Source organism: Paenibacillus sp. OK003 (assembly GCF_900109515.1).
GTDB classification, from domain to species: domain Bacteria; phylum Bacillota; class Bacilli; order Paenibacillales; family Paenibacillaceae; genus Paenibacillus; species Paenibacillus marchantiae.
Map to the genome: position 1 here is coordinate 1 of NZ_FOBD01000035.1, position 26803 is coordinate 26803.

At 47.0% G+C, this 26803-nt stretch carries 29 protein-coding genes; 5 read left to right on the forward strand and 24 right to left on the reverse strand.

The genetic code is table 11. From position 1 onward, the window contains the following. Positions 1-113 precede the first annotated feature (113 nt). From BMW94_RS29825 to BMW94_RS29880, 12 genes are all read right to left on the reverse strand, one after another. Positions 114-341 carry a hypothetical protein gene (locus tag BMW94_RS29825; RefSeq protein ID WP_091002224.1) on the reverse strand — a complete coding sequence of 76 codons (228 nt, stop codon included), beginning with the start codon at positions 339-341 and terminating at the stop codon, positions 114-116. Between the two features lie 267 nt (positions 342-608). Next, positions 609-1364 carry an RNA polymerase sporulation sigma factor SigF gene (sigF, locus tag BMW94_RS29830; protein ID WP_024630954.1) on the reverse strand — a complete coding sequence of 252 codons (756 nt, stop codon included), beginning with the start codon at positions 1362-1364 and terminating at the stop codon, positions 609-611. A gap of 14 nt (positions 1365-1378) precedes the next feature. Then, on the reverse strand, positions 1379-1834 hold the full coding sequence (spoIIAB, locus tag BMW94_RS29835) for an anti-sigma F factor (RefSeq protein ID WP_053784445.1): 456 nt from the start codon (positions 1832-1834) through the stop codon (positions 1379-1381). Next, positions 1831-2184: an anti-sigma F factor antagonist gene (gene spoIIAA / locus BMW94_RS29840; protein ID WP_036663380.1), complete on the reverse strand. Its 354-nt coding sequence runs from the start codon at positions 2182-2184 to the stop codon at positions 1831-1833. Before spoIIAA ends, spoIIAB begins: the two co-directional genes overlap by 4 nt. Positions 2185-2327: 143 nt before the next feature. Continuing rightward, a complete protein-coding gene (locus BMW94_RS29845; RefSeq protein ID WP_254790420.1) occupies positions 2328-3449 on the reverse strand; it encodes a D-alanyl-D-alanine carboxypeptidase family protein in 1122 nt (373 codons plus the stop codon). 305 nt (positions 3450-3754) lie between these two features. Further along, positions 3755-4579 carry a purine-nucleoside phosphorylase gene (locus BMW94_RS29850; protein ID WP_063565732.1) on the reverse strand — a complete coding sequence of 275 codons (825 nt, stop codon included), beginning with the start codon at positions 4577-4579 and terminating at the stop codon, positions 3755-3757. A gap of 178 nt (positions 4580-4757) precedes the next feature. Next, positions 4758-5648, reverse strand: a complete 891-nt coding sequence (locus BMW94_RS29855) for a tyrosine recombinase (RefSeq protein ID WP_091002226.1) — start codon at positions 5646-5648, stop codon at positions 4758-4760. A gap of 73 nt (positions 5649-5721) precedes the next feature. Continuing rightward, positions 5722-5964, reverse strand: coding sequence for a DUF4227 family protein (locus tag BMW94_RS29860; protein WP_091002227.1), 243 nt, complete (start codon positions 5962-5964; stop codon positions 5722-5724). Between the two features lie 157 nt (positions 5965-6121). Beyond that, positions 6122-6589 (reverse strand): ferric iron uptake transcriptional regulator, encoded by a 468-nt coding sequence (locus BMW94_RS29865; RefSeq protein ID WP_024630961.1) that lies wholly within the window; start codon positions 6587-6589, stop codon positions 6122-6124. A gap of 108 nt (positions 6590-6697) precedes the next feature. Then, positions 6698-7327 (reverse strand): stage II sporulation protein M, encoded by a 630-nt coding sequence (gene spoIIM, locus BMW94_RS29870; RefSeq protein WP_091002228.1) that lies wholly within the window; start codon positions 7325-7327, stop codon positions 6698-6700. Positions 7328-7514: 187 nt separating this feature from the next. Further along, on the reverse strand, positions 7515-8735 hold the full coding sequence (locus BMW94_RS29875) for an endonuclease Q family protein (RefSeq protein WP_091002229.1): 1221 nt from the start codon (positions 8733-8735) through the stop codon (positions 7515-7517). Further along, the gene (locus BMW94_RS29880) at positions 8735-9310 is read right to left on the reverse strand and encodes an NUDIX domain-containing protein (protein WP_076291901.1); all 576 of its coding nucleotides are present in this window, start codon (positions 9308-9310) and stop codon (positions 8735-8737) included. Before BMW94_RS29880 ends, BMW94_RS29875 begins: the two co-directional genes overlap by 1 nt. Before the next feature lie 121 nt (positions 9311-9431). Here BMW94_RS29880 and mciZ point away from each other — a divergent pair, with 121 nt between their 5' ends. Further along, positions 9432-9566, forward strand: a complete 135-nt coding sequence (gene mciZ, locus BMW94_RS29885) for a Z-ring formation inhibitor MciZ (protein WP_090810664.1) — start codon at positions 9432-9434, stop codon at positions 9564-9566. A gap of 127 nt (positions 9567-9693) precedes the next feature. Here mciZ and BMW94_RS29890 read toward each other — a convergent pair whose 3' ends face one another. Next, positions 9694-10827: a M20/M25/M40 family metallo-hydrolase gene (locus tag BMW94_RS29890; RefSeq protein ID WP_091002230.1), complete on the reverse strand. Its 1134-nt coding sequence runs from the start codon at positions 10825-10827 to the stop codon at positions 9694-9696. A gap of 83 nt (positions 10828-10910) precedes the next feature. On the opposite strand from BMW94_RS29890, the gene prli42 reads away from it, so the two are divergent. Then, positions 10911-11012 (forward strand): stressosome-associated protein Prli42, encoded by a 102-nt coding sequence (prli42, locus tag BMW94_RS29895; RefSeq protein WP_090810668.1) that lies wholly within the window; start codon positions 10911-10913, stop codon positions 11010-11012. A 27-nt stretch (positions 11013-11039) separates the two neighbouring features. Here prli42 and lipB read toward each other — a convergent pair whose 3' ends face one another. From lipB to lpdA, 5 genes are all read right to left on the reverse strand, one after another. Next, entirely contained in the window at positions 11040-11747 is a 708-nt protein-coding gene (gene lipB / locus BMW94_RS29900) for a lipoyl(octanoyl) transferase LipB (protein WP_091002231.1), read from the reverse strand. Between the two features lie 165 nt (positions 11748-11912). Beyond that, entirely contained in the window at positions 11913-13367 is a 1455-nt protein-coding gene (locus BMW94_RS29905; protein WP_091002232.1) for a dihydrolipoamide acetyltransferase family protein, read from the reverse strand. A gap of 48 nt (positions 13368-13415) precedes the next feature. Continuing rightward, positions 13416-14402 (reverse strand): alpha-ketoacid dehydrogenase subunit beta, encoded by a 987-nt coding sequence (locus tag BMW94_RS29910; RefSeq protein ID WP_024630968.1) that lies wholly within the window; start codon positions 14400-14402, stop codon positions 13416-13418. A gap of 2 nt (positions 14403-14404) precedes the next feature. After that, positions 14405-15433, reverse strand: coding sequence for a thiamine pyrophosphate-dependent dehydrogenase E1 component subunit alpha (locus tag BMW94_RS29915; protein WP_063565722.1), 1029 nt, complete (start codon positions 15431-15433; stop codon positions 14405-14407). A gap of 139 nt (positions 15434-15572) precedes the next feature. Next, positions 15573-16997, reverse strand: coding sequence for a dihydrolipoyl dehydrogenase (gene lpdA / locus BMW94_RS29920; RefSeq protein ID WP_091002233.1), 1425 nt, complete (start codon positions 16995-16997; stop codon positions 15573-15575). Positions 16998-17250: 253 nt separating this feature from the next. Here lpdA and BMW94_RS29925 point away from each other — a divergent pair, with 253 nt between their 5' ends. Together BMW94_RS29925 and BMW94_RS29930 are read left to right on the forward strand one after the other, a co-directional pair. After that, entirely contained in the window at positions 17251-17568 is a 318-nt protein-coding gene (locus BMW94_RS29925; RefSeq protein ID WP_091002234.1) for a DUF2627 domain-containing protein, read from the forward strand. A gap of 186 nt (positions 17569-17754) precedes the next feature. After that, complete coding sequence (locus tag BMW94_RS29930) at positions 17755-18102, forward strand: potassium channel family protein (protein ID WP_091002235.1); 348 nt, start codon at positions 17755-17757, stop codon at positions 18100-18102. An 8-nt stretch (positions 18103-18110) separates the two neighbouring features. Here BMW94_RS29930 and BMW94_RS29935 read toward each other — a convergent pair whose 3' ends face one another. Then, on the reverse strand, positions 18111-18323 hold the full coding sequence (locus BMW94_RS29935) for a hypothetical protein (RefSeq protein ID WP_064636776.1): 213 nt from the start codon (positions 18321-18323) through the stop codon (positions 18111-18113). A gap of 184 nt (positions 18324-18507) precedes the next feature. Between BMW94_RS29935 and BMW94_RS29940 the strand changes: the two genes are divergently transcribed. Continuing rightward, entirely contained in the window at positions 18508-19101 is a 594-nt protein-coding gene (locus BMW94_RS29940) for a thymidine kinase (protein ID WP_024630974.1), read from the forward strand. A 223-nt stretch (positions 19102-19324) separates the two neighbouring features. On the opposite strand, the gene BMW94_RS29950 is transcribed toward BMW94_RS29940, so the two are convergent. From BMW94_RS29950 to BMW94_RS29970, 5 genes are all read right to left on the reverse strand, one after another. Then, positions 19325-19801 carry a hypothetical protein gene (locus BMW94_RS29950; RefSeq protein WP_024630975.1) on the reverse strand — a complete coding sequence of 159 codons (477 nt, stop codon included), beginning with the start codon at positions 19799-19801 and terminating at the stop codon, positions 19325-19327. Between the two features lie 538 nt (positions 19802-20339). Then, complete coding sequence (locus BMW94_RS29955; RefSeq protein ID WP_091002237.1) at positions 20340-20984, reverse strand: hypothetical protein; 645 nt, start codon at positions 20982-20984, stop codon at positions 20340-20342. Between the two features lie 225 nt (positions 20985-21209). After that, the gene (locus tag BMW94_RS29960; protein WP_091002238.1) at positions 21210-22247 is read right to left on the reverse strand and encodes an NAD(P)/FAD-dependent oxidoreductase; all 1038 of its coding nucleotides are present in this window, start codon (positions 22245-22247) and stop codon (positions 21210-21212) included. A gap of 157 nt (positions 22248-22404) precedes the next feature. Then, positions 22405-24384, reverse strand: coding sequence for an AraC family transcriptional regulator (locus tag BMW94_RS29965; RefSeq protein WP_091002239.1), 1980 nt, complete (start codon positions 24382-24384; stop codon positions 22405-22407). A 187-nt stretch (positions 24385-24571) separates the two neighbouring features. Then, positions 24572-26530: an AraC family transcriptional regulator gene (locus BMW94_RS29970; protein WP_091002240.1), complete on the reverse strand. Its 1959-nt coding sequence runs from the start codon at positions 26528-26530 to the stop codon at positions 24572-24574. Positions 26531-26803: the final 273 nt, after the last annotated feature.

Here is a 26803-nt window from a genome sequence, read left to right on the forward strand (position 1 = left end):
TCTAAAGCCGCCACGTTCTCCCGGCTCCCCCCATCGTAAAACGACCACAAAAAAAGGCCAACCAGTAATTACTGGCTAACCTGATAATACGAAAAAGCCGCTAATATAGCGACTTATTGAGACGAGAACATCTTATAGTAGGAAACTTGGGGATCAGGTATCTTCGGGAAAGCCTTACGCATCGTCATCAGGACTTCCTGTGAAGATGTTATATCTGAAGAAGGAGTGATTTGGATTACTTCAATATCTTTGGGGAACGGGTGGAAATAACGCATATAAACAAAAACAAAAGCCGTGATTATCAGCAGCACGGATAACATTACCTTCATTTTTTTATTCACTGCTTAAGCCCCTCCTTATTCATCAACTCCACTTCTCTTCTGAACCTTAACAGGTTTTGCAAAACAGTTGCATAAACCCTTTGGTTTATTTCAATGGCTGGGAACCGCATGTATCATTGGATTGATATTATTGTTGCAATCGAATCGTCCCAAACCCATTTCAAGTTAACGACAAATAACCTTCTTCGCATATTAATGCGCGATAGAAGGTTGTTAGTTGTCGTATATTGGTGGTTTAACACCCATATTGTTGTCTGCAATCCAAAATCACTGTGCGATCTGGTCGCGGATGGATTGAAGTATTTTTTTCTCCAGCCGTGACACCTGCACCTGGGATATACCCAGCCTGCTGGCGACCTCGGACTGGGTCTGATCCCGGTAATACCGGAGGTATACAATCAGCCGTTCCCGTTCACTGAGACCGCCAATCGCTTCGTTTAGCGCCAGTTTGTCAAACCACCGTTCCTGAGACTCGTCGGCAATCTGGTCCATTAGTGTAATCGGATCGCCGTCATTCTCAAACACCGTCTCATGTATGGAGGTCGGTGGTTTGTTCGCTTCCTGCGCAAAAACAACTTCCTCCGGGGTAACCCCCAGCTCCGCGGCTACTTCCTTAATCGTTGGAAGACGGTCGAGGTGTTTGGAGAGTTCATCCCTTTTTTTGCGGACTTTATTCGCCATTTCCTTGAGCGAACGACTGACCTTAAGTGTGCCGTCATCCCGCAGGAAGCGCTGAATTTCTCCGATAATCATCGGGACAGCATAGGTGGAAAATTTTACATCATAACTGAGATCGAATTTATCCACCGATTTGAGCAGCCCGATACAACCAATCTGGAACAGATCTTCCGGCTCATATCCCCTGTTCATAAAACGTTGTACGACGGACCAGACGAGTCTGATGTTGCAGTTCACCAGCGTATCCCGTGCGACATGGTCACCCGACTGACTGAGCGCAATCAGCCGTTTGACCTCGGCATCGTCCAAATAGGTCTGTGAAGACTGTTTCACTTCAGCATCCATAAGACCACCAACCCCTAATTATACAATGCTTTCTTGGATTCAATCCTTTTCTTCATCTTGATGGAGGTGCCTCTGCCGGGCTCACTGCTGACTTCGAATTCATCCATGAAGTTTTCCATAATGGTGAAGCCCATGCCCGAGCGCTCAAGTTCGGGTTTGGACGTATACAGCGGCTGTTTGGCCAGTTCAAGATCTTCGATGCCTTCACCACGGTCTTCCACAATGATGGTAATCATGTCATCCCGAATCTCGGCTTGAATGGACACGACACCTTCCGCATTGTTGTTGTAACCGTGGATGATGCTGTTCGTTACGGCTTCCGAAATGACTGTCTTCAGATCGCTAAGCTCGTCCATCGTAGGATCAAGCTGGGAGATGAAGGCAGCAACCGTCACCCGTGCGAACGATTCGTTCTCCGACTTGGCCGCGAATTGCAGATTCATGAAATTTGTCCCCGTTCCTTCATTCATGAGACGACCTCCAGACCCGAGAGAGCAGTTCCCTCATTTTCGTAAATCGGCATAATCTTGAACAAACCCGACATTTCCAGCAAACGATACACTGGCGGATTGACGTCACAGACAACCATCTTGCCGCCTTTATTCTTAATGAGCTTGTATCTTCCCAAAATGACACCCAGGCCCGAACTGTCCATGAATTGCAGATCTTTCAGGCTGAGTACCAGATGCTCGCATTGTCTGCGCTGGATGGCTTCATCCATCTGCATCCGTACCATGTCAGCTGTATGGTGATCCAGCTCCCCGGATAATCGCACAATCAGAATCCCGCGGTGATGTTCCATTTCCACATGCAAGTTCACGTTTGCTCACTCTCCTCCCTGTCTTGAACAAGGATTTCTACGTTCCCGAAGGCTTTTCCTGCCCCCCGACAAAACTAGAAGAAAACCCCTATTTAACTACAAAATATGTTCAAAGGATATACGCATCCTGCATAAATCGCCGTTTAATCGAACAGTTTGGAGGTTGTGCGTTTGAACAGCTTCCACCAGCCAGCCTTGTTCACATCCTGCGGAGCCTGAATGTCGAATTCCTTAATGACTTCATTGCCCTGGTAGACGACTAGCTTACCTACACTCTGACCTGCCTTGACCGGAGCTTTCACTTCTTTGGCCATCAGCAATTCATGACGGATCTCATCGGATTTCGCACCTTTGCGCATCAGCACACTATAATTTTGTGTTGCATTCAGCGGCAATTCGGCTACTTCCCCTTTTTCAATTTTCAGACTGCCCAGCAGGTCCCCTGACTTGTACAGAGCCTTCATCGTGTATTGCCCAAAAGCATAGTCAAACATCGAGGAAACTTCACTGTTCCGTGTTTTGGTATTGGGTTCTCCGAGTACAACCGCGATCGTACGCAGCCCATCCTTCATCGCTGTAGCCGAGAGACAAAACTTGGCTTCGGAAGTGTATCCTGTTTTCAACCCATCCGCACCGGAGTAGAAACGAACTAATTTGTTCGTATTCACCAGCCAGAATGGCTTCTCGCTATCTTTACGAAGGTAGTCCTGGTATGCACCGGTATATTTCGTAATCCCGGGATGCTTCAGCAGTTCACGACTCATGACCGCAATGTCATGGGCGGAAGAATAATGGTTATCCACTGGCAGGCCGTTACAGTTGGCAAAATGAGTATCCTTCATGCCGAGTTCCTTCGCCCGCTCATTCATCAGTTGCACAAAAGCTTCCTCCGAACCGGCAAGTTTCTCAGCCATCGCTACCGAGGCATCATTACCGGAAGCCATAGCAATGCCTTTTAACATATCGTCGACCGTCATCTCTTCCCCCGGTTCCAGAAAAATCTGTGATCCACCCATCGATGCGGCATATTCACTCGTTCTCACTTTATCCGTCAGCTTCAGCTTGCCAGAGTCGACCGCTTCAATGGTGAGCAGCATGGTCATAATCTTCGTAATGCTCGCCGGAGGCAGCTGATCATGACTGTTCTTCTCAAAAATGACGGTGCCCGTATCTGCATCCATCAAAATGGCGGAACGTGCCGACGGGGCCAGATCTGTTCCCCCCGCTGCTTTGGGAGTTTCTTCAGCCAGCGCGGTTGATGCCATCAAGGGCAGCAGGATACAAAGGGTCATGAACGATGCCATTATTCGTTTCTTCACTAGGGTTACCTCCTCAAATAACTTGCTTACTGCATGTTCCATGCATGTACTGCTAATCATTGTCGGCCCGATTGAAGTAAATTATTCCATGTAAAGAATGATTTCCCGAACTTTTTATGTAATTCGTTTGAAACACAAAAAACGAGCCTGACACTCAATGGATGAGAAAGCTTGCCCGTTAAGGAAATAAAAAAAAGACAATCTGCCCCAATGAATCACATTAGGGTAGATCGCCTCTTCTTATTGATCAGTTACATTTGCGGAATAACAGCCAGCACAAGAGCCAAGAACGATTCACGAACACGCTCTGTCGTCTCCATAACCTCATCATGCGACAACGGCTGGTCCAGAATGCCGGCAGCCATGTTGCTGATACAGGAGATACCGAGTACTTCTATGCCGGCGTGGCGTGCCACGATAACTTCGGAAACGGTAGACATGCCGACAGCATCCGCACCCAGCGTACGCAGCATCACGATCTCAGCTGGTGTCTCGTAGTTTGGACCGAGCATACCTGCGTATACACCTTCACGTACATCAAAACCTTGTGAAGCGGCCGTATCCTTCGCCAGCGCACGCAGACGGCGGCTGTACGCTTCGGAGAGATCCGGGAAGCGCACACCCAGAGCGGAGTCGTTCGGTCCGATTAACGGGTTCTTGCCTGTGAGATTCAGATGATCCGAGATCAGCATCAGGTCACCCGCCTCATATGAGGTGTTCACGCCACCTGCTGCGTTCGTTACGAGCAGGGAAGTTACACCCAGCTCTTTCATAACACGTACCGGGAAGGCAGTCAGTTCCGGACCATACCCTTCGTACATGTGGAAACGACCTTTCATCATAACGACCGGACGGCCTTTAATGGTTCCCACCAGTAATTCGCCTTCATGTCCCTCTACTGTGGACACCGGAAAATGCGGAATATCCTGATAGGCAATGCTGACGCCATCTTCAATCAATTCTGCCAATATGCCAAGTCCTGAACCTAAAATCAAACCGACTTCCGGTTTAATGGAACTTTTGCTTTGGATGTAAGATGCCGCTTCCAAAATCATCTGTTGGTTTAATGCTGTCATAAGATGTTCCCCCTTGAGTTGAAACGATCCGTCTGTATCCGCAAATGGCATCAATTAAAACGACACGCTGAAATGATGCATTTGCTTATGTATAACGGCGTTTAAATGTGTTCAATTTATTTTATCCTAAATCGGACTATTGTTCCGCTTTTTTTTCAGATTTATATTTAAGTACAAACTATTTTGCCCGTGGATGATGAGATTCATAAATCTCTTTCATCGTTTTGCGGCCATGATGTCCATATTGTTGTCCAGGCTGCTCCACATGACCAAGCATGTCCTGCACCGCACGGGTATCTGCCCCACTGGCAATCAGGTGAGCGGCAAAGGAATGACGCAGCGTATGTGGTGTAATTTCACCCGAGATTCCTGCATCCATCGCTGCTTTTTTGAGCAGCTTCCAGAAGCCCTGCCGGGTTAATCGTCTACCGGATACGTTGACAAAGAGAGCCTGCTCGTCCGTCTCATTTTTGATTAGCAGGTTACGATACTCGTTCACATAAACACTTGCCCACTCTGCTGCAGGCGCACCTATTGGCAAAATTCGCTCTTTACCGGCACCGCCACAGCGGATAAAGCGCATGCCTGGCTGTACATCCCGCACATCCAGTGCAATCAGTTCGGATACACGAATGCCTGTCGCATACAATAACTCCAGCATGGCCCGGTCACGTACCCCTTGCGGTGAACGGGTATCAGGGGACGCCAGCAGTAACTCGATCTCTTGGATGGTTAACACCTGCGGTGGTGTCTTGTCTGCTTTTGGGGCCTCCACATCAAATGTAGGGTCCTGTAATATCTCACCACGTCGCATCAAAAAATGAAAATAGGAGCGCAGGGATACGACACTCCGGGCAATGGTTGCATTCGCACGTCCTGCCTGTTTCAGCTGACCTATAAACAGGATCACATGCGTCCGGCGCACCTGCTCCGCTTCCCGGATACCGTATTCTTTATCCGCAAATTCGATGAACTTGTCCACGTCCCGAAGATACGATTCCAGCGTGCTGCTCGACATCCCTTTATCCTCTTCCAAGTATAAGGCATAGGCGTGTATCGTCTGCTTCATGCACAACGCTCCTCATCTGACAGGACTGCCACACGGGCAACCTGCTTCCGTATTTGCATCCCTGGCTGTCCAGCTACTCTCCGTACCAATAGAATAAACGGAGACGCTCTGCCATCGTAGGACGTCCTTCCCCGTTACTTTGCCAATCCGTTTCCTGAAATACTTTAACCGCATTTCCTGTTGGCATCTGATATTGGTCCACAGGTGAGATCCATCCGTTGAACAAATCCAGGACATGATAGAACAGATAAACTAATGCAGCAAAAAATACGATAAATCGAATAAAACGGAGTCCTCTCCGCAGCGATATAATCATGGGTTGTACCCCTTTCTGGTTCGAATCCGACTCGTCTAGAATCAGGGTATGTTAACGAACGCAGGAATATGACATTCAGGGTAAACCTCACATCACACGCTGGACCAAAAAAGCTCTCCCGTCAAAACCGCCGGTGAGAGCTTGAAGATATGCTATGTTATTCTTCATCTTTGGGCTTCTGGTCATTTTTAGCTTTGCAACGGTAACAAATCCCATGAAAATCCAGTCGGTGATCTACTACCGAAAAGTTAAATTCCCGCTCCAGTCGCTCTTCAAGCGGTCCAAGCCAGTCTTCACGTATTTCATCCATACTTCCGCATTGAACACAGATTAAGTGATGATGGTGATGCTTGGATGTATCTCCGCGTAGATCATAACGCGCTACACCGTCGCCGAAGTTGATTTTCTCTACAACATGCAGCTCACTCAGCAGTTCGAGGGTACGGTACACGGTTGCGAGACCGATTTCGGGAGCCTTTTCTTTCACGAGCATGAATACGTCTTCTGCGCTCAGATGATCTTCTTCATTCTCAAGAAGTACTCTTACGGTGGCTTCCCGCTGGGGCGTTAATTTATATCCTTGGGACTGTAGTTGCTGCTTAATTTTATCGATCCGTGCTTCCATTTTCTCCCTCCCCCTAGGAAATCACTGCACACTGCAACTTAACCCACTTCTTTCATTATAGGGGGAGTACATAATTAAAGTCAACAATTTACACTATCATGCGCATAGCTAAGCCGGTAGTAACATTGGTGTGACCCAACGCATCATCGCAGGTGTAACCCATGTTTCAAATGACGCAACTCCTAACAGCAGCGCTGCCATAACGAGAGTTAACACCATATATGAAGCAAAAGGCTTCTGACGGCCCGGCGTCCGCTGCATCAGAACACGGTTCCGAATAATGTATAAGGAAAAGGTCATGGCTGACACACTGCAAATCAGCAGTACCGGAATCACAAATAAATTATGAGGCGCAACGGAAACCAGAGCAAACAACAGCCCTTTCCATGAATACTGTCCGACAAGGTAACCCACTGTAAAACCAATGAGCACTCCTTTCAGAAAATCCAGAACCAATATGCCCGGCAGGCCGATGACCGATAATCCCAGAATGAAGATCAGGCCCACCCACTTTAGATGAAGCATAGCAATGTCCCAATAGGTTCCGGTCTCAGTCATCTGTCCGCTGTGCTGTACCGTCATGAAGAAGTTACCGAGGTAGCCCTCCAGATCCTGGCGCTGTTCAAGGGATAGGGCATTAACCATGAGGGCGCCAAAAATGACACCGACCAGAAACAAGACAGCCACGAATACATATAAAGAGGTTTGGCCTTTGAATGTGAAGTAGGCAGAACGCATACAGGTACGAGTCCCCTTTCCGGTTATCATGCTGCAAGGATGTCGAGTGAAATCCTCATAGTCATTCTTATGAACCGGATTGCACACGTATGACTTCTTGTCCAGATTCCATTTTCTTCTCCATGACAAAATGCCATTCCCGCACCAAATGATGCTAACTCACTTTATGAGCCTACCGCAAAATCCTCTATTCTGATCTTTCCTTGCTGGACACCTTTCCGTAAGTGCCCCCACCACCAGATGACAATTCCAGTTGACCATTCCGCGCAGCAACGATAAGACCTGCGAGAGCGGGTCCAACGACCTCTGCAAGTTCATCCTCGCTTGTACGATGTAATACGTTCATTTCCGTACCAAAGCGGTCAAGCAGCTGGCGCAGTTTGGCTTTCCCCAAACCCGGGATGAATTCGAGCGGTACCTGATAGTGATAAGCAGGTCGGTTTGCTGGAACCTGCGGTCTCTCCCGATCTGCGATTGCCAGTATACGATCCAGTACACCCTGCACAAGCTTCACACTGCCACAGTGTGGACAGCGTTCTGCCGACATCGCATGCTCGTCCATAATGCTTCCACAGGATGCACAGTAGGTACGGTGGTATTTGCCAAGTCTTGGGTTCAAACCGTAATTGGCTGTAATGCTTCTGCCTTCCTGTCCTTTAAGTGCCATGCTGAATTCGTCAAAAGAAGGCTTCTTGAGTTGTAACTCGTTGTACTCCCGTCCAATCTTGCCCAGAGAATGAGCGTCCGAGTTCGTTAGAAAAGGAACTTGATCCAGTTCCCGAATATAACTGGCCATGGACGAATCGGAGCTTAGCCCAAGCTCAACCGCATCGATCTGGCTAGTATCCAGCACATCAGCCATACGAGGGGCTGTGCTGCCATATATGCCTTTATGCGGGGTGAACGCATGCGCTGGCACAATAAGCCCTCCACGCACCTTTATCTCGGCCTGCATCTCAAGCGCGGGTACATATACCCGCTGTGAACTCAGGTTTACATTTTTCATATAACGTTTCATCCAGTCCGTGAAGGACTTCATCGTTTTCAGATCACGGAAGTAGGCCAGCATATGGAACTCCCGCATTCCTGGCTCACGCAGCTCCAATTCCGTACCCAGCAGGATGGTTGTGTCCTGATACGCAATGCCCCCTCCCTCAAGCTCGGACATCGTGCCGTTCTCAAGCAGCTGTTCGATGTCCATCTGCACAACCGGAGAGTGGCAATCTATGACGCCGAGCAGATGAATTCCTTTGCGATCCGAGGCTTCTCTAGCAATGTTCTCGAATGTCAGATCACGGCTGCCACTGATTTTAACAGCTTCACCACGCGAAGTTCGTCCAATGTGAATATGGAGGTCTGCATAACAAGGCTCCCACCCTGCAGACACTGCCTGTGGCTCATGCATCATTAAAACCGTCCTGTCGTTCTGTAAAGATCCCATGCATACACAGCCATCATCGTTTTGGCATCACTGATCCGATTCTGATCCATCAACTGATAAGCCTCTTCAATAGTAATCTCGGACACTTCAAGAAATTCATCTTCGTCCAAAGCCATGTCCCCTGCTTCGAGCTCCTCGGCGATATACAAATGGATGATCTCATCCGCAAATCCTGGCGAAGTGTAAAACGAACGCAGATGCCGCAGTGATTTAGCTACATAACCAGTCTCTTCGCGCAATTCACGCGCTGCTGCCACTTCAGGCTCTTCCCCTGGGTCCAGTTTGCCTGCGGGAATCTCAACTTCCGTACGTCCCATGGCCTGACGATACTGGTCAACGACCAGCATACGATCGCCATTCAGAGCGAGGACAGCTACTGCTCCCGGGTGACGGATGATCTCACGGGTAGCAGTCTGACCGTTAGGCAGCTTAACCGTGTCGACCTGAAGAGATATGACTTTGCCCTCGAAGATGGGCTTTGTCGATATCGTCTCTTCGTCCAGTTTTGGATTGGCAGGATGTTTGTGATTGGTTGGGTTCATCTGTTCTTCAACTCCACTTCTTCGAATTTTGGTTCTCTCTATACGTATAAACCTCTGTTTTTTGGCATATGGTGAGCTTATAGCGATTTCAAACAAATATAGCGAATCAGGGGGACAACCAATGAACAGTTATTTAACACCGCAATCCGTACACGTGGTCGGACAAGCCAGACAAGTCCAGCTCATACTCAAACAATGGGTACGTGAGTGGGGTCCAGATGCCAAATTAATCGATATGCTCGCTGGACGTAAATGATACTGTTCTTGGTCTGCAATACCCATGAAATATAACATGGTTTTGCCAAAAAGTCCGAACTCGGTTTGTACCGGATTCGGACTTTTCAGTTGAAGCACGGGGGAGTTTCACCCTCAGTCTCCTTGGATTACTTTTTACTTGCAGCCGTTTCCTGAATAATAGCCACAACCACTTCAGATAGTTTCACAATATCCTCGGCGCGGATGCGTTCTTTCGTCGTATGGATGTCTTCATAGCCTACAGCCAGGTTGACCGTAGGAATGTTGAACCCATTGAAGATGTTGGCATCACTGCCACCACCGGATGCAAACGTGCTAGTCTCCAGCCCCAGGCTCCGAATGGCACGTTGTGCAAGCTGAACAACCTCGTGTTCATCATGGAAGCCAAAAGCAGGATACAGGATCTCACTGCGGAATTCAGCGGTTGCACCATATTTGCGGCATGTCGTTTCCAGTGCTTCACGCATCTGGGCCACTTGAAGTTCTACCTTCTCCTGCACAATACTGCGGGCCTCAGCCTCAATCTGCACAAAATCGCAGACGACGTTCAGTGCTGATCCGCCCTGGAATTTGCCGATGTTCGCCGTAGTCTCATCATCAATCCGTCCCAGCTTCATCGCCGCAATTGCTTTGGCCGCCACCTGAATGGCACTGATGCCGTCTTCCGGATTCACGCCTGCATGTGCGGATTTTCCATAGATCTTCATCTGAATTTCGGCTCTGGCCGGAGCAGCCACACAGATTGTGCCTACGGCTCCATTGGAATCCAGCGCATAACCGAACTCGGCTTCAATATCCTTCGGATTCATGGCACGTGCACCAACCAGACCCGACTCTTCACCAACAGTAATGACGAATTGAATTTTACCATGTGGAAGGTTGTTCTCTTGAATAGCTCGAATCGCTTCAAACAAAGCGGCGATCCCCGCCTTGTCATCTGCACCCAGAATTGTCGTGCCGTCACTGCGAATCCAACCATCTTCACCCAGCTCAGGTTTAATTCCCTGTCCCGGCGTTACGGTATCCATATGACATGTGAAAAAGATTGGCGCAGCTCCTTCCGCACCCTCGGCTTCCCAGGTAATCACGAAATTACCAGCGCCATGTCCGGTTTTCTCCATGGTGTCGTCCTCATATACGCTGAGGCCCAGCTGAGTAAACTGTTCTTTTAACACTTTTGATATATTCTGTTCATGAGTTGTTTCACTATCAATCTGTACCAGTTCCATAAAATGATCAATAACACGCTGCTGTTTTATCATAGGACTTTCCTACCTTTCGTCGATACGGTACAATACAATTACTATGGTCTGTTTATTCATTTGTTGAAAGGAGTTCTCTCATCATGCAAAAAAAGAAATGGTTCCGCATCATTATCTATCTCATGCTGCTCGCCATGATTGGGTCCACCCTTTTCATTGCGCTCGAACCTTTATTGTTCGGATAGAAACCTGAAGCCTCTTGACTGTCTGATTCACAGACGGGAAAGGGCTTCTTTTTCTGTAATCCAGGTAATTTCATACGGGAAAATTCGGTTAAAGTATGGAACGATATCCTGCGCAACCTGCTCCACAGTGTAGGTCTTGCCTGTAATATCCTCCAACGAGGTCACACCGTACTGCTCAATCCCGCAAGGAACAATCCCCTGAAAGCCTGCGTGCTGAATGCCCGAGGTGATATTAAAAGCAAATCCGTGACTCGTCACGAAGCCGCGCCGGTGTTTACAGCGATTGAACTTTACGCCGATGGCGGCAATTTTCAAATCTCCGATCCATACACCCGTGTAAGCCTCTTTTCGTCCCGCTTCAATACCTTGATCAGCCAGGTAATCCATAATCATCTGCTCCAGACGACGTAAATAGCCATGTAAATCCAAGGCTTCATCCCGTCCAAGAACAAGTAACGGGTAACCTACCAACTGGCCAGGGCCATGATACGTAATATCACCGCCACGGTCAATTTGAAACAAGGAGATGCCTTGCTCCCGCAGTTCGTCTTCACTGAGAAGCAGGTGCTCCGGGTGATTCTGTGAACCGATCGTATACGTTGGCGGATGCTGGAGCAACAGCATCTGCTCCGCGCCTTCTCCCTCATCCAGTTGCTGCACAATCGCTTTCTGGCGGTTCCAAGCCTCTTCATAATCAAGCATCGGTATGTACATAACATCCAGCGGCTTGCTCATGATTCCCCCACACCCTTCTGTTTCAATGTTCATTGTATAATGATGAGCATTCATTAAAGAAAACGGGAAAAGTGCACGGCCATTGGCACATACACTTTCCCATTATCCATCTATTCAGGGCTTGGCATCATTCGTAACGCATTGAAATGATGCACTTGCTCTCTCTTAATACACTTTCGATTCCATGGTGTATCCTTCAAGATTCTCTTTTACACGTTGCAGGAACCGTCCGCTAATGACTCCATCCAGAATACGATGATCCAGGGAAAGACAGAGGTTCGCCATGGAACGAACAGCAATCATGTCATTGATGACCACAGGTTTCTTAACGATCGACTCAAATGTAAGAATCGCCGCCTGCGGGTAGTTAATAATAGGTTGCGACAGAATCGAACCAAATGACCCGGTGTTGTTAACTGTGAATGTACCGCCCTGCATATGGTCCAGCTTCAACGTGCCTTCACGAGTTTTACGTGCCAGCTCATCAATTTCACGAGCCAGGCCAGCGATGTTGCGCTGATCCGCATGTTTAATTACAGGTGTCAGCACAGAGTCTTCTGTACCCACTGCCATCGACAGGTTGATATCCCGTTTGACAATAATTTTGTCAACAGCCCAGACGGAGTTCATGATTGGGTAGTCTTTAATGGCATTGACGACACCCTTCATCATGAAGGACAGGTACGTCAGGTTGATGCCTTCTTTGCGCTTGAACTCATCCTTGAGTTTGTTGCGCAGCATCACCAGATTCGTCACATCCACTTCAATCATCGTCCACGCGTGCGGGATTTCCGATACGCTTTGACGCATATTACGAGCAATGGCATTGCGAACTGGAGTAACGTCGATGAAGTATTCAGATCTTCCCTGTCCGCCGCCCTCTACTTCGATTTGTGGGATTTTCGGACTTTCGGTCAGATGTATGCCGGAATGTCTCACAGGAACGCCTGCGTCTGCTGCTGGAAGGGTTTCTCCCGCAGATGCGCCCAAGTCTGCATTCCCCCGATTCAATCCGCTGAAAGGAGAACCTGACGGTACTCCCGTAGAACCCTGCTGTCCTGCTACCGCAGAAGACTGTGCAGAAGCTTCGCCCGCGTTTCCACCCTGTGCAATCACTGCCAGTACATCCTTACGTGTAATACGGCCACCTGCTCCAGTGCCCTGAATGCTCTGCAAGTTCAGACCATGTTCAGCTGCAAGGGATTGAACCGCAGGAGAATATCGATTACGCATCGGCTGATTGGGATCATGGCTTGTTGTATTCGCTGCACCCGCAGCAGGTGCGTAATTCGCACTTTGTTGTACATGAACATGATCACCATTCTGTTGCTGCGGAGCATGCGTTACTTGCTCTGCTGCTTCCGCATCAGAAGCAGCTACCTGCATGCGGCAGATGGCTTCGCCAACTGCAATGGTCGTACCTTCTTCGACCAACAGATCACCCATAATTCCATCAACGGTTGATGGAATCTCTGCGTTGACTTTATCCGTAATCACTTCACAGATCGGTTCGTATTGTTCAACCCGGTCACCCGGTTTTTTCAACCATTTGGCAATGGTAGCCGAGACCAGCGATTCCGCCAGCTGCGGCATAATGACCTCGATCCATTTCATACTCATTGGTTATATCACTCCAAACTTTGCTTTTAAACTATCTCATTACACGAATTAGTACTCAGCGAGCGTACGCATTGCTTCCTTGGCTTTATCCTTGCTCAGCATGTAGAATTTCTCCAATGTTGGGCTAATCGGCATTGCCGGTACATCCGGTCCGCAAAGACGCTGAATCGGCGCATCCAGTTCGAAAAGGCATTCTTCACTGATGATAGCCGCCACCTCGGCTCCTACACCACCAGTTTTATTATCTTCATGCACAATCAGCACTTTGCCTGTCAGACGAGCAGATGCAATGATGGCTTCGCGATCAAGTGGCTGCAATGTGCGCAGATCCAGTACATGGGCAGTAATGCCTTCCTCGCGCTCCAGCTCTTCGGCAGCCTGCATGACAAAATGAAGTGGCTGGCTATAGCCGATAACGGTAATATCTGCTCCTTCGCGAAGCACGTTAGCTTTACCGATTGGAACGATGTAATCATCCTCTGGCACATCTTCCTTGATCAGCTTGTAGCATTTTTTGTTTTCAAAAAAGAGAACCGGGTCCGGGTCGCGAATGGCTGCTTTGAGCAGTCCCTTCGCATCGTATGCCGAGTACGGAGCTATAATTTTCAGACCTGGTGTGCCAAAAAAGATCGATTCCGGACATTGGGAGTGATACAGCCCACCGAAAATACCGCCGCCAATCGGCGCACGAATAACAATCGGGCAACTCCAGTCATTGTTGGAGCGATAGCGAATTTTGGCCGCTTCACTAATAATCTGATTCGTTGCAGGCAGCATAAAATCCGAATATTGCATCTCAGCAATAGGTTTCATACCATACATCGCAGCGCCAATAGCTACACCTGCAATGGCTGATTCGGACAAAGGTGTGTCCATGACACGCATTTCGCCGAACTGATCCTGCAACCCTTTGGTTGTAGTGAACACGCCGCCTTTAACCCCGACATCTTCACCAAGGATAAAGACATTTTCATCCCGCTCCATCTCTTCTTTCATCGCGAGACGGATTGCATCAATATATTCCATAACCGCCATACTTACCGTCCCCCTTCTTCGCTGTCCGCATAAACGTGCGTCAGAGTGTCCTCAGGTTTCGGATATGGCGCGTTGTCTGCATATTCAGTCGCTTCTTTCATTTCCAGCGCAAGCTGGGAAGCCAGATCCGCATCCCGGGCTTCATCCCAGATGCCGCAATCGATCAGATAGTTCTTCATGCGAAGCACGCCGTCCTTCTTCCAATTCTCTTCAACCTCTTCCTTGGTCCGGTATGCCAGATCATTGTCGGAAGTGGAGTGTGGAGACAAACGATACATCATTGCTTCAATAAGTGTTGGTCCTTCACCAGCGATTGCGCGGCGACGAGCTTCTTTGACTGCACCGTATACTTCCAGCGCATCGTTTCCGTCTACACGAAGTCCGGGGAACCCGTACCCAAGTGCACGATCGGATATTTTACCACTCAGCTGCTTGTGAATTGGCACCGAGATGGCATACTGATTGTTCTCACACATAATGATCACAGGAAGTTTATGAACACCTGCGAAATTGGCACCTTCGTGGAAATCTCCCTGGTTGCTTGACCCTTCCCCAAAAGTTACAAAAGAAACGAATTCTTGCTTCTTCATTTTGGCAGCCAGTGCAAACCCTACAGCGTGTGGAACCTGTGTGGTAACTGGGCTGGAGCCCGTTACAATGCGCAGCTTTTTGTGACCGAAGTGACCCGGCATTTGCCGTCCGCCACTATTCGGATCTTCCGCCTTCGCAAAAGCAGACAGCATCAACTCACGTGGAGTCATGCCGACCGCCAGTACAAAGCCATAATCGCGGTAATACGGTAAATAATAATCGTGATCCCGGTCCAGACCAAATGCAGCGCCTACTTGCGCAGCTTCCTGTCCTACACCGGATACGTGAAAGTTAATTTTGCCGGCCCGCTGTAAGAGCAAGCAACGCTCGTCAAACTTGCGTGCGAGCAGCATGTATTTGTACATATCCAATACTTCACCATCGCTAAGTCCCAGCTGTTCATGCCGATGGACCGCGTCTGCAGTACCTTTTGAACTCATATGAGGTACCTCCTTTTAATCAGAGCCTATGCCCGTCTTACTACCCGATCTTATAACCTGGTACTAAGACTTGGCTTAAGCTTATTATAATCCCATTTGCCCAAAAAAGGAAAGGACCTTTCTCATAAGCCTGTCCGACTTACATTCCAATCGATTTACCGTCTACTGCCAACATGGCTTCACCCATGATTTCCGACAAAGTTGGGTGAGGATGGATCGTCTGTCCCACTTCCCAAGGTGTGGCATCCAGCATCTGAGCCAAAGAGGCCTCTGCGATCAGTTCCGTCACATGGGTACCGATCATATGTACACCCAATATATCATTCGTCTTGGCATCCGCGATTACCTTCACGAATCCATCCCGACTTCCATGAACCAAAGATTTTCCAATGGCCTGGAACGGGAACTTGCCTGTCTTCACTTCATAACCACGTTCTTTGGCCTCGCGCTCCGTGAATCCGATACTCGCTGCTTCCGGACGAGTATAGACACAGCGCGGGATTCGATGTGATTCGACGGCATGTACCGTTTCACCCACCAGATGATTCACTGCCAAAATGCCTTCATGACTCGCTGCATGCGCCAGCTGCAAACCGCCGATGACATCGCCGATTGCATAAATATGTCCCTCACCCGTTTGCAGATGTTGATTCACAGCAATAAATCCGCGTTCGAGTTTGATATCCGTATTTTCGAGTCCGATATTTTCGACATTGGCCTGACGACCAACCGACACCAGCATCTTGTCCGCTTTCAGAGTCTCTTGCTTCTCATCCCCCAGCTTGACATCAATCTGAATACCGTCTTCCTGTATGTTATATGTCTCTGTCAGAACGCTAGCGCCTGTTAGGAAGCGAACACCACGTTTCCCAAGCAATCTCTGCATTTCCTTGGCTACATCTTCATCCTCTGCTGGCAATACATGAGCAGCGGCTTCAACCACTGTAATTTCGACGCCAAAATCATTCAGCATCGAGGCCCATTCAAGGCCAATCACGCCACCACCAACAATGATCAGGGATGCCGGTAATTCGTCCATTCGCAAAGCCTCATCACTGCTCATGATGTACCGGCCGTCTGGCTCAAGACCTGGCAACACCCGTGGGCGCGATCCGGTAGCAATAATGAGGTTGGTTGGCACTACTGTATCCATCTCGCCATCTTCAAACTCGACAGCCACTGCACCGCTCTGTGGGGAGAATATAGAAGGTCCGATCACACGGCCTTTGGCATGTACAACCTGAATTTTATTTTTTTTCATTAAATACTGCACACCTTGATGAAGCTGCTCCACGATCGCATCCTTGCGTGCCTGCACCTTCGGAAATACAAGTGTTGCTCCAGCTGTTTCAATTCCATACATTTCGCTCTCTTGTATCTCAGCGTATACTTCCGCGCTTCGCAGCAACGCCTTGCTTGGAATACAGCCACGATGCAGACAAGTGCCCCCCAGCTTATCCTTCTCGATAATAACAACCTGTTTTCCTAACTGTGCGGCACGGATGGCAGCAACGTACCCTCCCGTTCCTCCTCCAAGAATGGCAACATCACATGTAATTGGCATCTTTAATGTTCTCCTCTATCCATATAATTTCAAATACAATTTCAATATATTTGCAAGATGATGATTCGAATGATTCTCTTTTTCATAGACGTTATCTATATTCCATTGTACTCCCCTTGAGCAATCAACTCAAAATTTGGCCCTGAAACGCATGGACAGCTTCTGAAAACCAAGCTATGATGGAATCAGGTATGACCTGTAAGCGCAACCTTTATTTTACGTCAACCTCAGGCAGAAGGAGTTTTTATTGGTGATGAATACTAGACTGGTCTTTGCACGATTTGTGGCGATTATTATTCTGGTCATTCCCGGGTTAATGGCAATGAAGGGTTTTCTAATGATGAAGGACGCCCTTTTCCTGTATTATGCCGAGCATGGGAACGAGCAGATCTCACCAGGTTTTCAATGGCTCTCCTTTGGTGGAGGACTTGTCCTGTTCGCCGCAGGCATGAGTTTTCTGGGAGGCTGGATTCTGTTTCGTGACCGCAAGCGTAATTATGTAGGCCCCCGTTTTCGTTCAAAAAACACACCCTCAGCCGACCAAGCAGAAACGCCCGGTACGACTTCCTGAGTCCGGGCTTTTTGTCATTTTTTCTGGCTCCGCAACATTTCAACATCCGAACCTTACATCTGCCTTTATATACGGTACTCGATCAGGTATAATGCTTATTTATTCAAACACGTATTTTGCATAAATTCAGTGTTAGCATCTTGAATATGCACAATGCCCACTCTTCCATAGACAGGATGGATCAACATGGTCTCATTTATCATTACGCTAAAAAGATTGCTTAAAGGCATTTTTCATGCCTTCAAGGACCAGAAGTTCCTGGTTTTGTTTGTATTAACTGCGGCGACCCTTCTCTCAGGCACGTTATTTTATACTCGCGTTGAAGGGCTGCACTGGATTGATGCCCTCTACTTCTGCGCAGTAACTCTAACCACGGTAGGACACCCGGATTTTGTACCATCGACCGGATTCGGCAAGGCTTTTACGGTCATCTATATGTTCGCAGGCATCGGCCTCACCTTCGCCATGATTGCCAGAATTACAGCAGGTATTCTATTTCCCCGCAAATTGCAGACAGAAGAGAACCCGGAGTAGTCTCCGGGTTATTCGTATAATGCATCCCGCAGCTTGGTAGACATGCGCGACTCTTTGGAAGAGGACTTCAGAATCGTTCTGCGCAACGTCAGATTACTGGCTTGCAGCCGCTCCGCTTCAGCGAACAAATCTGCAAACAACGCCTGCGCCGCTTCGTCAAGGACTGACTGTCCTTTCAAACGTTCATATCGCTCTTGTAATTCGGATAATGCTTCACTCATCGTTAACACCTCTTTTCAATCGCTCCTGGCTTACGCATTACACTGCCGTAACCAACAGCTTAACAATCCATATAGTAACACAAAGCTGCTCAGATTAGTTCTGGCTCTTACTAAAGATTTTATGGTACTCTGTAATGGTCGCTTTTTTTTGTTGAATCCCGTATGTGAGAGGAGTAGCAGAACTGTGCAAACAGGACGAATTACCGTAATTACAGGACCTATGTTTAGTGAAAAATCCGGTGAACTCATTCGCCGTTGTCAGAAATTAATTCAATTTGGCCGTAAAAAGGTCGTTGCTTACAAACCTGCTGAAGATGATCGGTTTGCCCAAGACGAGATTGTTAGCCGTATCGGCTATCGTCTGCCTGCCCATTCCATTCCCCGGCAATTGACCCCGGAATCCGTAGAGATGATCCTGACTCAGACCAAAGATGCTGATGTTGTTGCATTTGATGAAGTACAATTTTTCAGCAGTGCCATCATGGAACTGGTCTCCGAGCTAGCCTACTGTGGCAAACATGTCATTGTGGATGGACTAAATATGGATTACCGTGGCAAGGAATTTGGATATGTAGGCGGTTTGCTCGCTATGGCGGATGATATCGAGAAGCTGTCGGCATTCTGTGCCGTATGCGGAAGCCCGGATGCGGCTTTCACCCAGCGTATCGTTAATGGAGAGCCTGTAACGCTTGGACCTGTCGTCATGATTGGCGATTCTGAAGCTTATGAGCCGCGCTGTCGCTGCTGCTTCATTCCTCCTCACAAAGTTGAATGCTGAGCTGACTCAGCTTTTCAATGTTCAATCTATAGGTTCTGATCGGCGGTATCTGCTGCTACAGGTTTCCTGAGATTTCAAAAAAAGCCCCTGAGGGCTTTTTTTATTATAGCTCCTTTTTACCAGCATACCCTTAATATACCTCTCCTTATCTTCGTCATTAGCCCTTTCTGTGTACACAAAAAAGCACCGCCTCACAGCGATGCTTCCCATTCGTCATCTCCCGCTAGTCCCGGGAAACAAAATATTTGTTGGTCATGTAGTAAGCGTCGCCACGCGACGTTTCTACCATTCCTTTTTTGGCATCCAAAAATACGATTTCTTTGCACTTGGTGCAGTACCATTTGGTGCGCTTATATGGAGATTCCGTCACATATGCCGTGCCACATTTACAATCAATCTTCATTAACAACTCGGTTGATTTATATGCGCTGGACAAGCGTTCCATGTTATCCTGCTGCTGTGTAGGCATAATTGTCTGCTGATAATCCGATAAATGATTCTGAACTTTGAAATCTGCTACCAATCCTGCATTCAATCCAAAAAACTCCTTGCCGATTTCGGTCACGAAGCGCTTCTCATTTCTGTAGCAATCCAGCCACTCAATAATCTGCTTATTTGACAGTGGAACCGTACCCTTGATACCGCTGTTTAAGGTGTAGGTCATGATGTATAAAGTATCGTCTTGTCTACCTGAGTACATTAGAATCCTCCTTCGAATACATTTGCTAATGTACTACAAAAACGCTCATAAATCAAAGCAATGTTATTTCCTGAGCGTATCTTTTCCTTATTAAAGGGGCAACATTCCTCGATGTTCTGCCACTGATTTACAAGAACTGCATACACCTGCAACATTTCCCTGGGAAGTCGCATAATGCACGATGGACTTCACTTTTTTATTACAGATGGAACAATGATGCCTCCTTTCCTTCCTGGGAGTGTAATCGGATAGGTTTACTACGTTTGAGGTTGATTTGAACCTGCGCACAAAGTTCAGCCATTTCATCTCTTTCTCTCTCTTCCTTGTTTGCCTTCTAAGGGGTGAATTGCTTATGCTTGGGCAAAAATTGATTCTGCATTGGTTATGTATACGATTCCAAGTTGTGCATGCCTATCTCATAATCTATTCGACGTTTTGAGCCTTTTTCCTGTTTTTGATCTCTACGCATACAAAAAAAACCGACAGAACCCGCTCCTACCTCTTGTAAAAGTAAGGAACTTCCGTCGGTTAACGTGCCTTATTTGTAAAACGTTCCAAGAACCTCCAGCGAGGTTGAACGCTCGATTCGAAACGGATAGATGTATCCCTGATTCAGCTTCGCAAACTTTCGACTCCACAGATCAAGTCCAGATGTAAATTGGTACGCCTGATATATAAATTTGGAACAATAGTTTCGTTCAATGCTGCGCAGATTCGTCTGCAATCGATAGAATTTCACCTGCTTATAATGATCCTGTACCCACTGCGCTGCCTTCACACCAGCCTGATTCAAACGGGAACGAAATACAATGAAACGGTCCCCCTCATAAAAACGGGTGATGTACCAATCCAAGGAATCGGCAAACACAGGTCCATAAGGGTGTACGTGATACACTTTACCGTCGAGTCCAATAATTCCCATATGCCCGGCGTAATAAGTAGACTCCGAACTTGGCGTATATAAAATATCTCCCGGCTCCAGCTTCATCTGGCCCAAAGCAGTAATAGGCAAATCCTGATGCAGCCTTCTGGACGCTGAACGTGCACGCCGGCCTTCCACCAGTAGTCGGTGCATTTTTCCAGCAACAGCGAGATAGATTTCCGACCATTTGATCCGCTTTTTCTCAGGGCCTTTGAACCACTGATGTATGAATGTGGATATACGTTGAAATTCTTTTTTCATATTGTGCACTCCACTCTAATCTGTTTGACGTTTCTTGATGTTTTTCGTCACTTCTAAGGCTCATTATAGACAGTTGATGATGCATGTTCAATTCAGGTGCCTGTTCTATGTTGTGCATTTTGAGGAGGTTCATACTGAAAATAGAAACAAAAAAGCAGTTCCAGCATTAGCCAGAACTACTTAGGTTGATTTGATCTATTGGAGTTGAAATTATATGAAGAGATTCTATTCTTCCACAACACCAAGTGCTTTATTTTTCTCCTTAAAACGGCTGTTATGGGAAGACACATAGGCGACTTTCTCCGCCTCAGGGTCCATATACAGTTTTGCACTGTTTACCGCGAGGGCTGCATCCGTAAATGTACCGGCAATCAGATACAATTTACTTCCGTAATTTACAAAGTCTCCAGCGGCGAAGACGCCTGGTATATTCGTTTGCAGCTTCTCTGTTGTGCTGACATGCCATTCACCAAGATCAAGTCCCCAATCCCGGATTGGGCCAAAATCACTCTTCATGCCGTGGTTGACGATAATTGCATCCACATCAAGAACTTCGCTTTCACCTGTCTCAACATGGGATATCGTCACTTGCTCGATGATCTCACCACTTTGACTATGCAGGGTATCAACAGCGTATGGTGTACGAATATCCACTGAGGATTCTCTCATCCGCAACACATTGCGCTCCAGTCCGCCAAAGCGGTCACGACGATGCACCACCGTCACTTGCTCTGCCAGTGCTTCAAGCTCATTGGCCCAATCGACAGCGGAGTCACCCCCACCAGAGATCAGTACCCGTTTGCCACGGAAAGGTTCCAGCTCCTGTACGGTGTAGTGAAGGTTCGTAACTTCATAACGGTCAGCACCTTCAAGCTCCAGCTTGGCCATTTTATATATACCATACCCGATCGCCAATATGACGGTACGTGTCCAGTGTTGTTCTCCTGTATGCGATGTCAGCAGAATCGTGCCATCCGGTTGACGCTCAAATCCTTCGATTTGCTGTTCAAACACAATCGTTGGCTCAAATGTTCTCGCCTGTTCTTCCAGCTGTTTAATTAAATTTTCACACAGAATCGGAGTGACGCCGCCCACGTCCCAGATCATTTTCTCTGGATAAAAGAGCATGCGACCACCCAATTTATCCCGCGCCTCAATCAACTTGGTTTTCATATCACGCATCCCGCTGTAAAATGCAGAATACATGCCGGCAGGTCCCCCGCCGATAATTGTTACATCATATAATTCCAAATGCTGATCCATGTAGTTACCTCCATCAGTTCGATCCAAAACGCTCGACTATTTGATATCGATTCTCATTATCACTCTTTTCCTAGTCTAATGGGAAACTTATCAAATTACAATGGCTAAAATTCAAACATTTCTTATACAAAACTACCATCGGTTATTTATTTGTTGATTACTTTACTTTGGGAGCTGCGAGTAGATGCTCCACAACGAAATCGATTTGCTTGTTAATGGAATAGATATCCGAGTAATAGAAGAAATCAAAATCAATCTCGATTAGACGGCCTTCTTTGATAGCGGGTATGCTATTCCAGATTGGATTATCGTTAAGGTTATCTGCCCCTTCATATACCGAACGAAATACGTAGTCTCCCATATACTCAGGAAGAACTTCCATGGACAAGGTCGAACCTGCCGCGTCGGAAACGACGTCAATTTTTTTCTGGACCGCTTCAGGTGCTTTCATTTCCAAGTACTCGTATATAGCCTGAGATCCTCGGCCGTATTGCTTACTTTCTACAATGACCATCTCTTTCAACCCACCCTCGACGATGGATGCCGTTTTGTCCAGTATGCCCGCGTCAGCAAGTGTTTTCTTGCTCTCTTCGACTTTACTGTTAAGATTGTCGATTAAAACGTCTGCTTCCTGTTCTTTGCCGAAAATGCTAGCGATACTATGAAGTCTTTCTTCCGTTGTCAATTTCTCATATGGGACATACACAGTTGGTGCAATATCTTTTAATAACGTGTAGGTCTCTTCTGAAGGAACAATGATCAAATCCGGGTCCAGATCAATGACAGCCTCAGGGTTTGGTTCAAACCAGGTGCCCAGTGAATTTACACCTTCAAGCTCATTCTTATATGCAGCCCCATCAAATACGTCAGACGTCGCAATAGGCTTAATTCCAAGCGCTACAACATCTCCTTGAAGATAAAGTACAACCACCCGTTTAGGATTTGCCGGAACAACAACATCACCTTTAACCGTGGAGACCGTGCGTGTTCCAATTTCATTGTTCGTTTGGCTGCCTGAATCTGATGATGAAGATGCGGCTGTACTCGTAGATGAGTTTGTATTCGTGCCTTCCCCCGTAGCTGTTGTTGTTGCAGAGCCAGCGGAGCATGCCGATAAAAGCATTGTGATGCTTAAAAGTGCAACCAAAATCATGCTGGAACTTGTTTTTCTTCTTTTCATTGATGTAGACCCTCCGTCACTATATTGATAATGATTCTCATAATCAATATATCCTCGCTTCCATCTCCAGCCAATGGACGATTCGGAGAATTGTAATGGACGATCCTCTGCCAGGGTCTGGTCTCTTATTTTCCGCTGATAGAGTGTGGGGGACAGGCCCACATGTTTTTTGAAAATACGGCTGAAATAATACACATCCGTGTATCCCACTTCTGCTGCGATTTCGCGCAGGGTGGCATCGGATCCCACAAGCAGATTCCGGGCCTTGGTCAGTCTCGTTTGAATGAGATAATCAATCGGACTGTGTCCTGTCTTTCGTTTAAATTGCATAGATAAATGACGGGAGCTGTAGTTGAATTGTTCAGCCAGAAAATCCAGAGTCACCTGTTCCCTATAATGCTCCTGGATATAGCGAAGTGTTTGCTCAATAGGGTCTGGAAGCACGGTTCTGACCTCCTGCTCTGCCAATTGAAACAACAGCTCATGAATAAATTGGTAGAACAAACTTTTCACTTGCAGTAAGTCCAGTCTGCTCGCCTGATCCCACGCTTTCTCCAGTTCATCAAAATAGCGCAATATAGCCAGAGGATTGCTCGGCGTAAACCCATATTGCAAAGAGAACGGAGCAACCTGCGAAGCTTGTGACAACCGCCAGGTTTTACGATGAGTTGGGAACGCAAGGAATGCCCTGTAGAACAGCAAAACATATTCAAACTTTTCGCTCACCCGAATATCCAGTGATGATCCTTTACCACCATGCAGAATACAGAATCGCTGTGCTTCATGTGTTTTCCCATCCAATTTAAGTTGAGCTGCACCCCGAATGCTGTATATAAAAGCGTTTGCCGGAAGCAAATAGGATTCCTGTATCTCCCCTGCCTCCATGACAATCCGGCGTATATCCAGAATTTTAACAGCCGCATGATTCCAGCATTGCATCTGTTCGTTTAATTGCATCGATTACTCTCCAATCCCAGTCTTACCAGGAATAAAGACCTTGTACAGGTCATTATTCTGTAAACCAATCTCTAACCGAAGCGTTATAGTGGTTCACTATTATTCCCTCATTATAGATGATAATAATTTTCATTATCAACTGTATTTTGACCAGGATTCAATTTCTCCAACCCCTGATCCGAAAGATTTACTTTTGATCCGCTATCTTCGTGAACCAAGCTGCCAATTCCTCGGTCTGATCCAACGTTGCAATAGGGGCAAAGTACCATGAACGATCCGGACTCCAGATAAACACACGATCATTCTTGACGGCATCAAGCGAACTCCATACTGGCTTGGATTTCAATTCCTCTACAGTCAGGTTGTCTGCCGTAAGAATAATGTAATCACCAGCAAATTCGGGAATGGATTCGGACGAGACTTCAACAAGCTGATCTTTCATTAATATCTCTTTTTTGTCTGCCGGAGGATTCAATCCGAGAGCACTGTACACAGCTTGACCTCCACGCCCAAAATTATCACCAAAGGCTAACGGTCCTTTATCGTAAAATTGCATAACGGATACTTCTGCATCTGCGTCGATTGCTTCACTTACACGCTTCTTGGCATCTGCAATTCGTCCGTCGTAATCGGCCAACCATGACTCAGCCTCTTTTTCTTTGTTCAACGCTTTACCGAAATAAGCGATCTCTTCATGAGTGTTTTTCAACTCTCCATAAGGAACCACAAGCGTAGGCGCAATTTTGCTAAAAGAATCAAACAAATCAGGATCACCTGTGACAATCAAATCTGGTTGAAGTTCCAACACCTTTTCAAGAGAAATAGTTTCGTATTCACCAATATTCTCTACACCCTCAAGTGATTTGATAAAATAGGGGTTTTTCAGGTTCATTTCCGGTGTACCGACTGGCTTGATTCCCAAAGCAATCAGGCTTCCCAAATATAAATCCACTACAATTCGCTTAGGTTCAGCCGGGACCGTGATATCTCCCTTAACCGTCGAGATGATCCGAGGCTCGGAATTGTTCGATTGGCTATCGGCGGTTACTGTGCTGTTAGCACTCGAAGTCCCTTTGCTTCCCCCTGTTGCTCCCCCAGAATTACTAGTTGCCCCTGGCGAGCAGGCACTCAGCAGTAAAGTGAGACTTAATAAAATACTAAGCAGCATTCCCGTTCTGGTCTGTCTATTCATGTACAATGACCCTCCGCGTTTATATTGATAATGATTATCATCATCGTTATAAACATACCTTCCAGCTCGTCCATTGGAAATGTCATTTCGCGCCAGTGTCGATGTCAGATCAGGCCATTTTAAGGGGCCCGATGTTTTCTCCTTGAACTGAAGCGGAGAAACACCTGTATGTTTTTTGAACATACGTCCCAGATAATATCCGTCCGGATAACCGATGCCTGCTGCAATCTCATCCAATGTAGCGTCGGTATGCAACAGCATCTCCTTGGCCTTGAACAAACGGAACTGAATCAAATAGTCGATTGGACTATAACCCGTGGCCTGCTTGAACTTGCGGGACAGACTTCTGGGACTGCTGCCAACCTTCTCTGCCAAAACATGCAGCGTCAATGGCTCAGCATAAGAGGATTCTACAATTTCGATGACTTTGCTGACCTGATCTGTAATGGAATAGCGAGTTGCAGCATGAGGAATTTGTGCTGATACTTGCTCTACAAAAGGATAAAACAGGCTTTTTGCCTGAAAATGATGTATGGGGTTCTTTTGATTCCATAAAGTGTGTATCTGTTTCACTTGCTCATACAGCGCAACTGGTGACTTGGGGGCAAAACCATAGGTTAGCTGAAAAGGATTCGTCTGCTCCATCATGTTGCCCAAATCGGTTCTTCCTCCACTTGGCAGACTTACTTTGTATATAAGGTAAAACAGGTTCAATCCGGATTGTCCAGCTTCAATATGCAGCACGCTTCCCTTTCCACCATGAAGAACATAAATACGACTCACTTCATGTCTCTGGTCGTTTATGGTCACATAGGCTTTACCCTGGATGGTGAACACAAACGTGCTCGCAGGAAATTTATAGGTTAGCTCCTCATTTGGCCCTAACTCCATATAACGTATATCCGCAATACTCACAGCAGCATAGTTCCAGAGTATGTAATAATCATTCCACATTTCATTAACCCAACTCCGTCTAAATAGATTGACTAAACAGTCCTTCACTCATTGATAACCATTATCAATCATTATTAGCAAGTAAGCAACACACAAGTGAAAGTGAACTTATTAGACATCGTATCTTCATTTGCTTCTGGTAACATCCGATATATGTAAGTAGATCCACGATATAACGAAGAAGTCCAGCGGTATGATGTCAAGCTCCTAAATGTGTTGAATTGGAAATTCTCCTTAGGAAAAGCATCAGTAGCCGAAAAAAATGGCATCAGC

What these genes read in the sequence shown, in the direction of transcription:
- lpdA (WP_091002233.1), bottom strand. Translation starts at nt 16,997, where the DNA reads ATGCCAATTACATGTGATGTTGCCATTCTTGGAGGAGGAACGGGAGGG.
- spoIIM (WP_091002228.1), bottom strand. Translation starts at nt 7,327, where the DNA reads ATGCGTTCTGCCTACTTCACATTCAAAGGCCAAACCTCTTTATATGTA.
- BMW94_RS29845 (WP_254790420.1), bottom strand. Translation starts at nt 3,449, where the DNA reads ATGGCATCAACCGCGCTGGCTGAAGAAACTCCCAAAGCAGCGGGGGGA.
- BMW94_RS29865 (WP_024630961.1), bottom strand. Translation starts at nt 6,589, where the DNA reads ATGGAAGCACGGATCGATAAAATTAAGCAGCAACTACAGTCCCAAGGA.
- BMW94_RS29935 (WP_064636776.1), bottom strand. Translation starts at nt 18,323, where the DNA reads ATGAGTGAAGCATTATCCGAATTACAAGAGCGATATGAACGTTTGAAA.
- BMW94_RS29915 (WP_063565722.1), bottom strand. Translation starts at nt 15,433, where the DNA reads ATGAGTTCAAAAGGTACTGCAGACGCGGTCCATCGGCATGAACAGCTG.
- BMW94_RS29960 (WP_091002238.1), bottom strand. Translation starts at nt 22,247, where the DNA reads ATGGATCAGCATTTGGAATTATATGATGTAACAATTATCGGCGGGGGA.
- BMW94_RS29955 (WP_091002237.1), bottom strand. Translation starts at nt 20,984, where the DNA reads ATGAAAAAAGAATTTCAACGTATATCCACATTCATACATCAGTGGTTC.
- BMW94_RS29850 (WP_063565732.1), bottom strand. Translation starts at nt 4,579, where the DNA reads ATGACAGCATTAAACCAACAGATGATTTTGGAAGCGGCATCTTACATC.
- BMW94_RS29880 (WP_076291901.1), bottom strand. Translation starts at nt 9,310, where the DNA reads ATGAACCCAACCAATCACAAACATCCTGCCAATCCAAAACTGGACGAA.
- BMW94_RS29910 (WP_024630968.1), bottom strand. Translation starts at nt 14,402, where the DNA reads ATGGCGGTTATGGAATATATTGATGCAATCCGTCTCGCGATGAAAGAA.
- spoIIAB (WP_053784445.1), bottom strand. Translation starts at nt 1,834, where the DNA reads ATGAATGAAGGAACGGGGACAAATTTCATGAATCTGCAATTCGCGGCC.
- BMW94_RS29925 (WP_091002234.1), top strand. Translation starts at nt 17,251, where the DNA reads ATGAATACTAGACTGGTCTTTGCACGATTTGTGGCGATTATTATTCTG.
- prli42 (WP_090810668.1), top strand. Translation starts at nt 10,911, where the DNA reads ATGCAAAAAAAGAAATGGTTCCGCATCATTATCTATCTCATGCTGCTC.
- BMW94_RS29930 (WP_091002235.1), top strand. Translation starts at nt 17,755, where the DNA reads ATGGTCTCATTTATCATTACGCTAAAAAGATTGCTTAAAGGCATTTTT.
- BMW94_RS29905 (WP_091002232.1), bottom strand. Translation starts at nt 13,367, where the DNA reads ATGAGTATGAAATGGATCGAGGTCATTATGCCGCAGCTGGCGGAATCG.
- BMW94_RS29860 (WP_091002227.1), bottom strand. Translation starts at nt 5,964, where the DNA reads ATGATTATATCGCTGCGGAGAGGACTCCGTTTTATTCGATTTATCGTA.
- BMW94_RS29970 (WP_091002240.1), bottom strand. Translation starts at nt 26,530, where the DNA reads ATGTGGAATGATTATTACATACTCTGGAACTATGCTGCTGTGAGTATT.
- BMW94_RS29890 (WP_091002230.1), bottom strand. Translation starts at nt 10,827, where the DNA reads ATGATAAAACAGCAGCGTGTTATTGATCATTTTATGGAACTGGTACAG.
- sigF (WP_024630954.1), bottom strand. Translation starts at nt 1,364, where the DNA reads ATGGATGCTGAAGTGAAACAGTCTTCACAGACCTATTTGGACGATGCC.
- BMW94_RS29855 (WP_091002226.1), bottom strand. Translation starts at nt 5,648, where the DNA reads ATGAAGCAGACGATACACGCCTATGCCTTATACTTGGAAGAGGATAAA.
- BMW94_RS29950 (WP_024630975.1), bottom strand. Translation starts at nt 19,801, where the DNA reads ATGTACTCAGGTAGACAAGACGATACTTTATACATCATGACCTACACC.
- mciZ (WP_090810664.1), top strand. Translation starts at nt 9,432, where the DNA reads ATGAACAGTTATTTAACACCGCAATCCGTACACGTGGTCGGACAAGCC.
- lipB (WP_091002231.1), bottom strand. Translation starts at nt 11,747, where the DNA reads ATGAGCAAGCCGCTGGATGTTATGTACATACCGATGCTTGATTATGAA.
- BMW94_RS29965 (WP_091002239.1), bottom strand. Translation starts at nt 24,384, where the DNA reads ATGCAATTAAACGAACAGATGCAATGCTGGAATCATGCGGCTGTTAAA.
- BMW94_RS29875 (WP_091002229.1), bottom strand. Translation starts at nt 8,735, where the DNA reads ATGATGCATGAGCCACAGGCAGTGTCTGCAGGGTGGGAGCCTTGTTAT.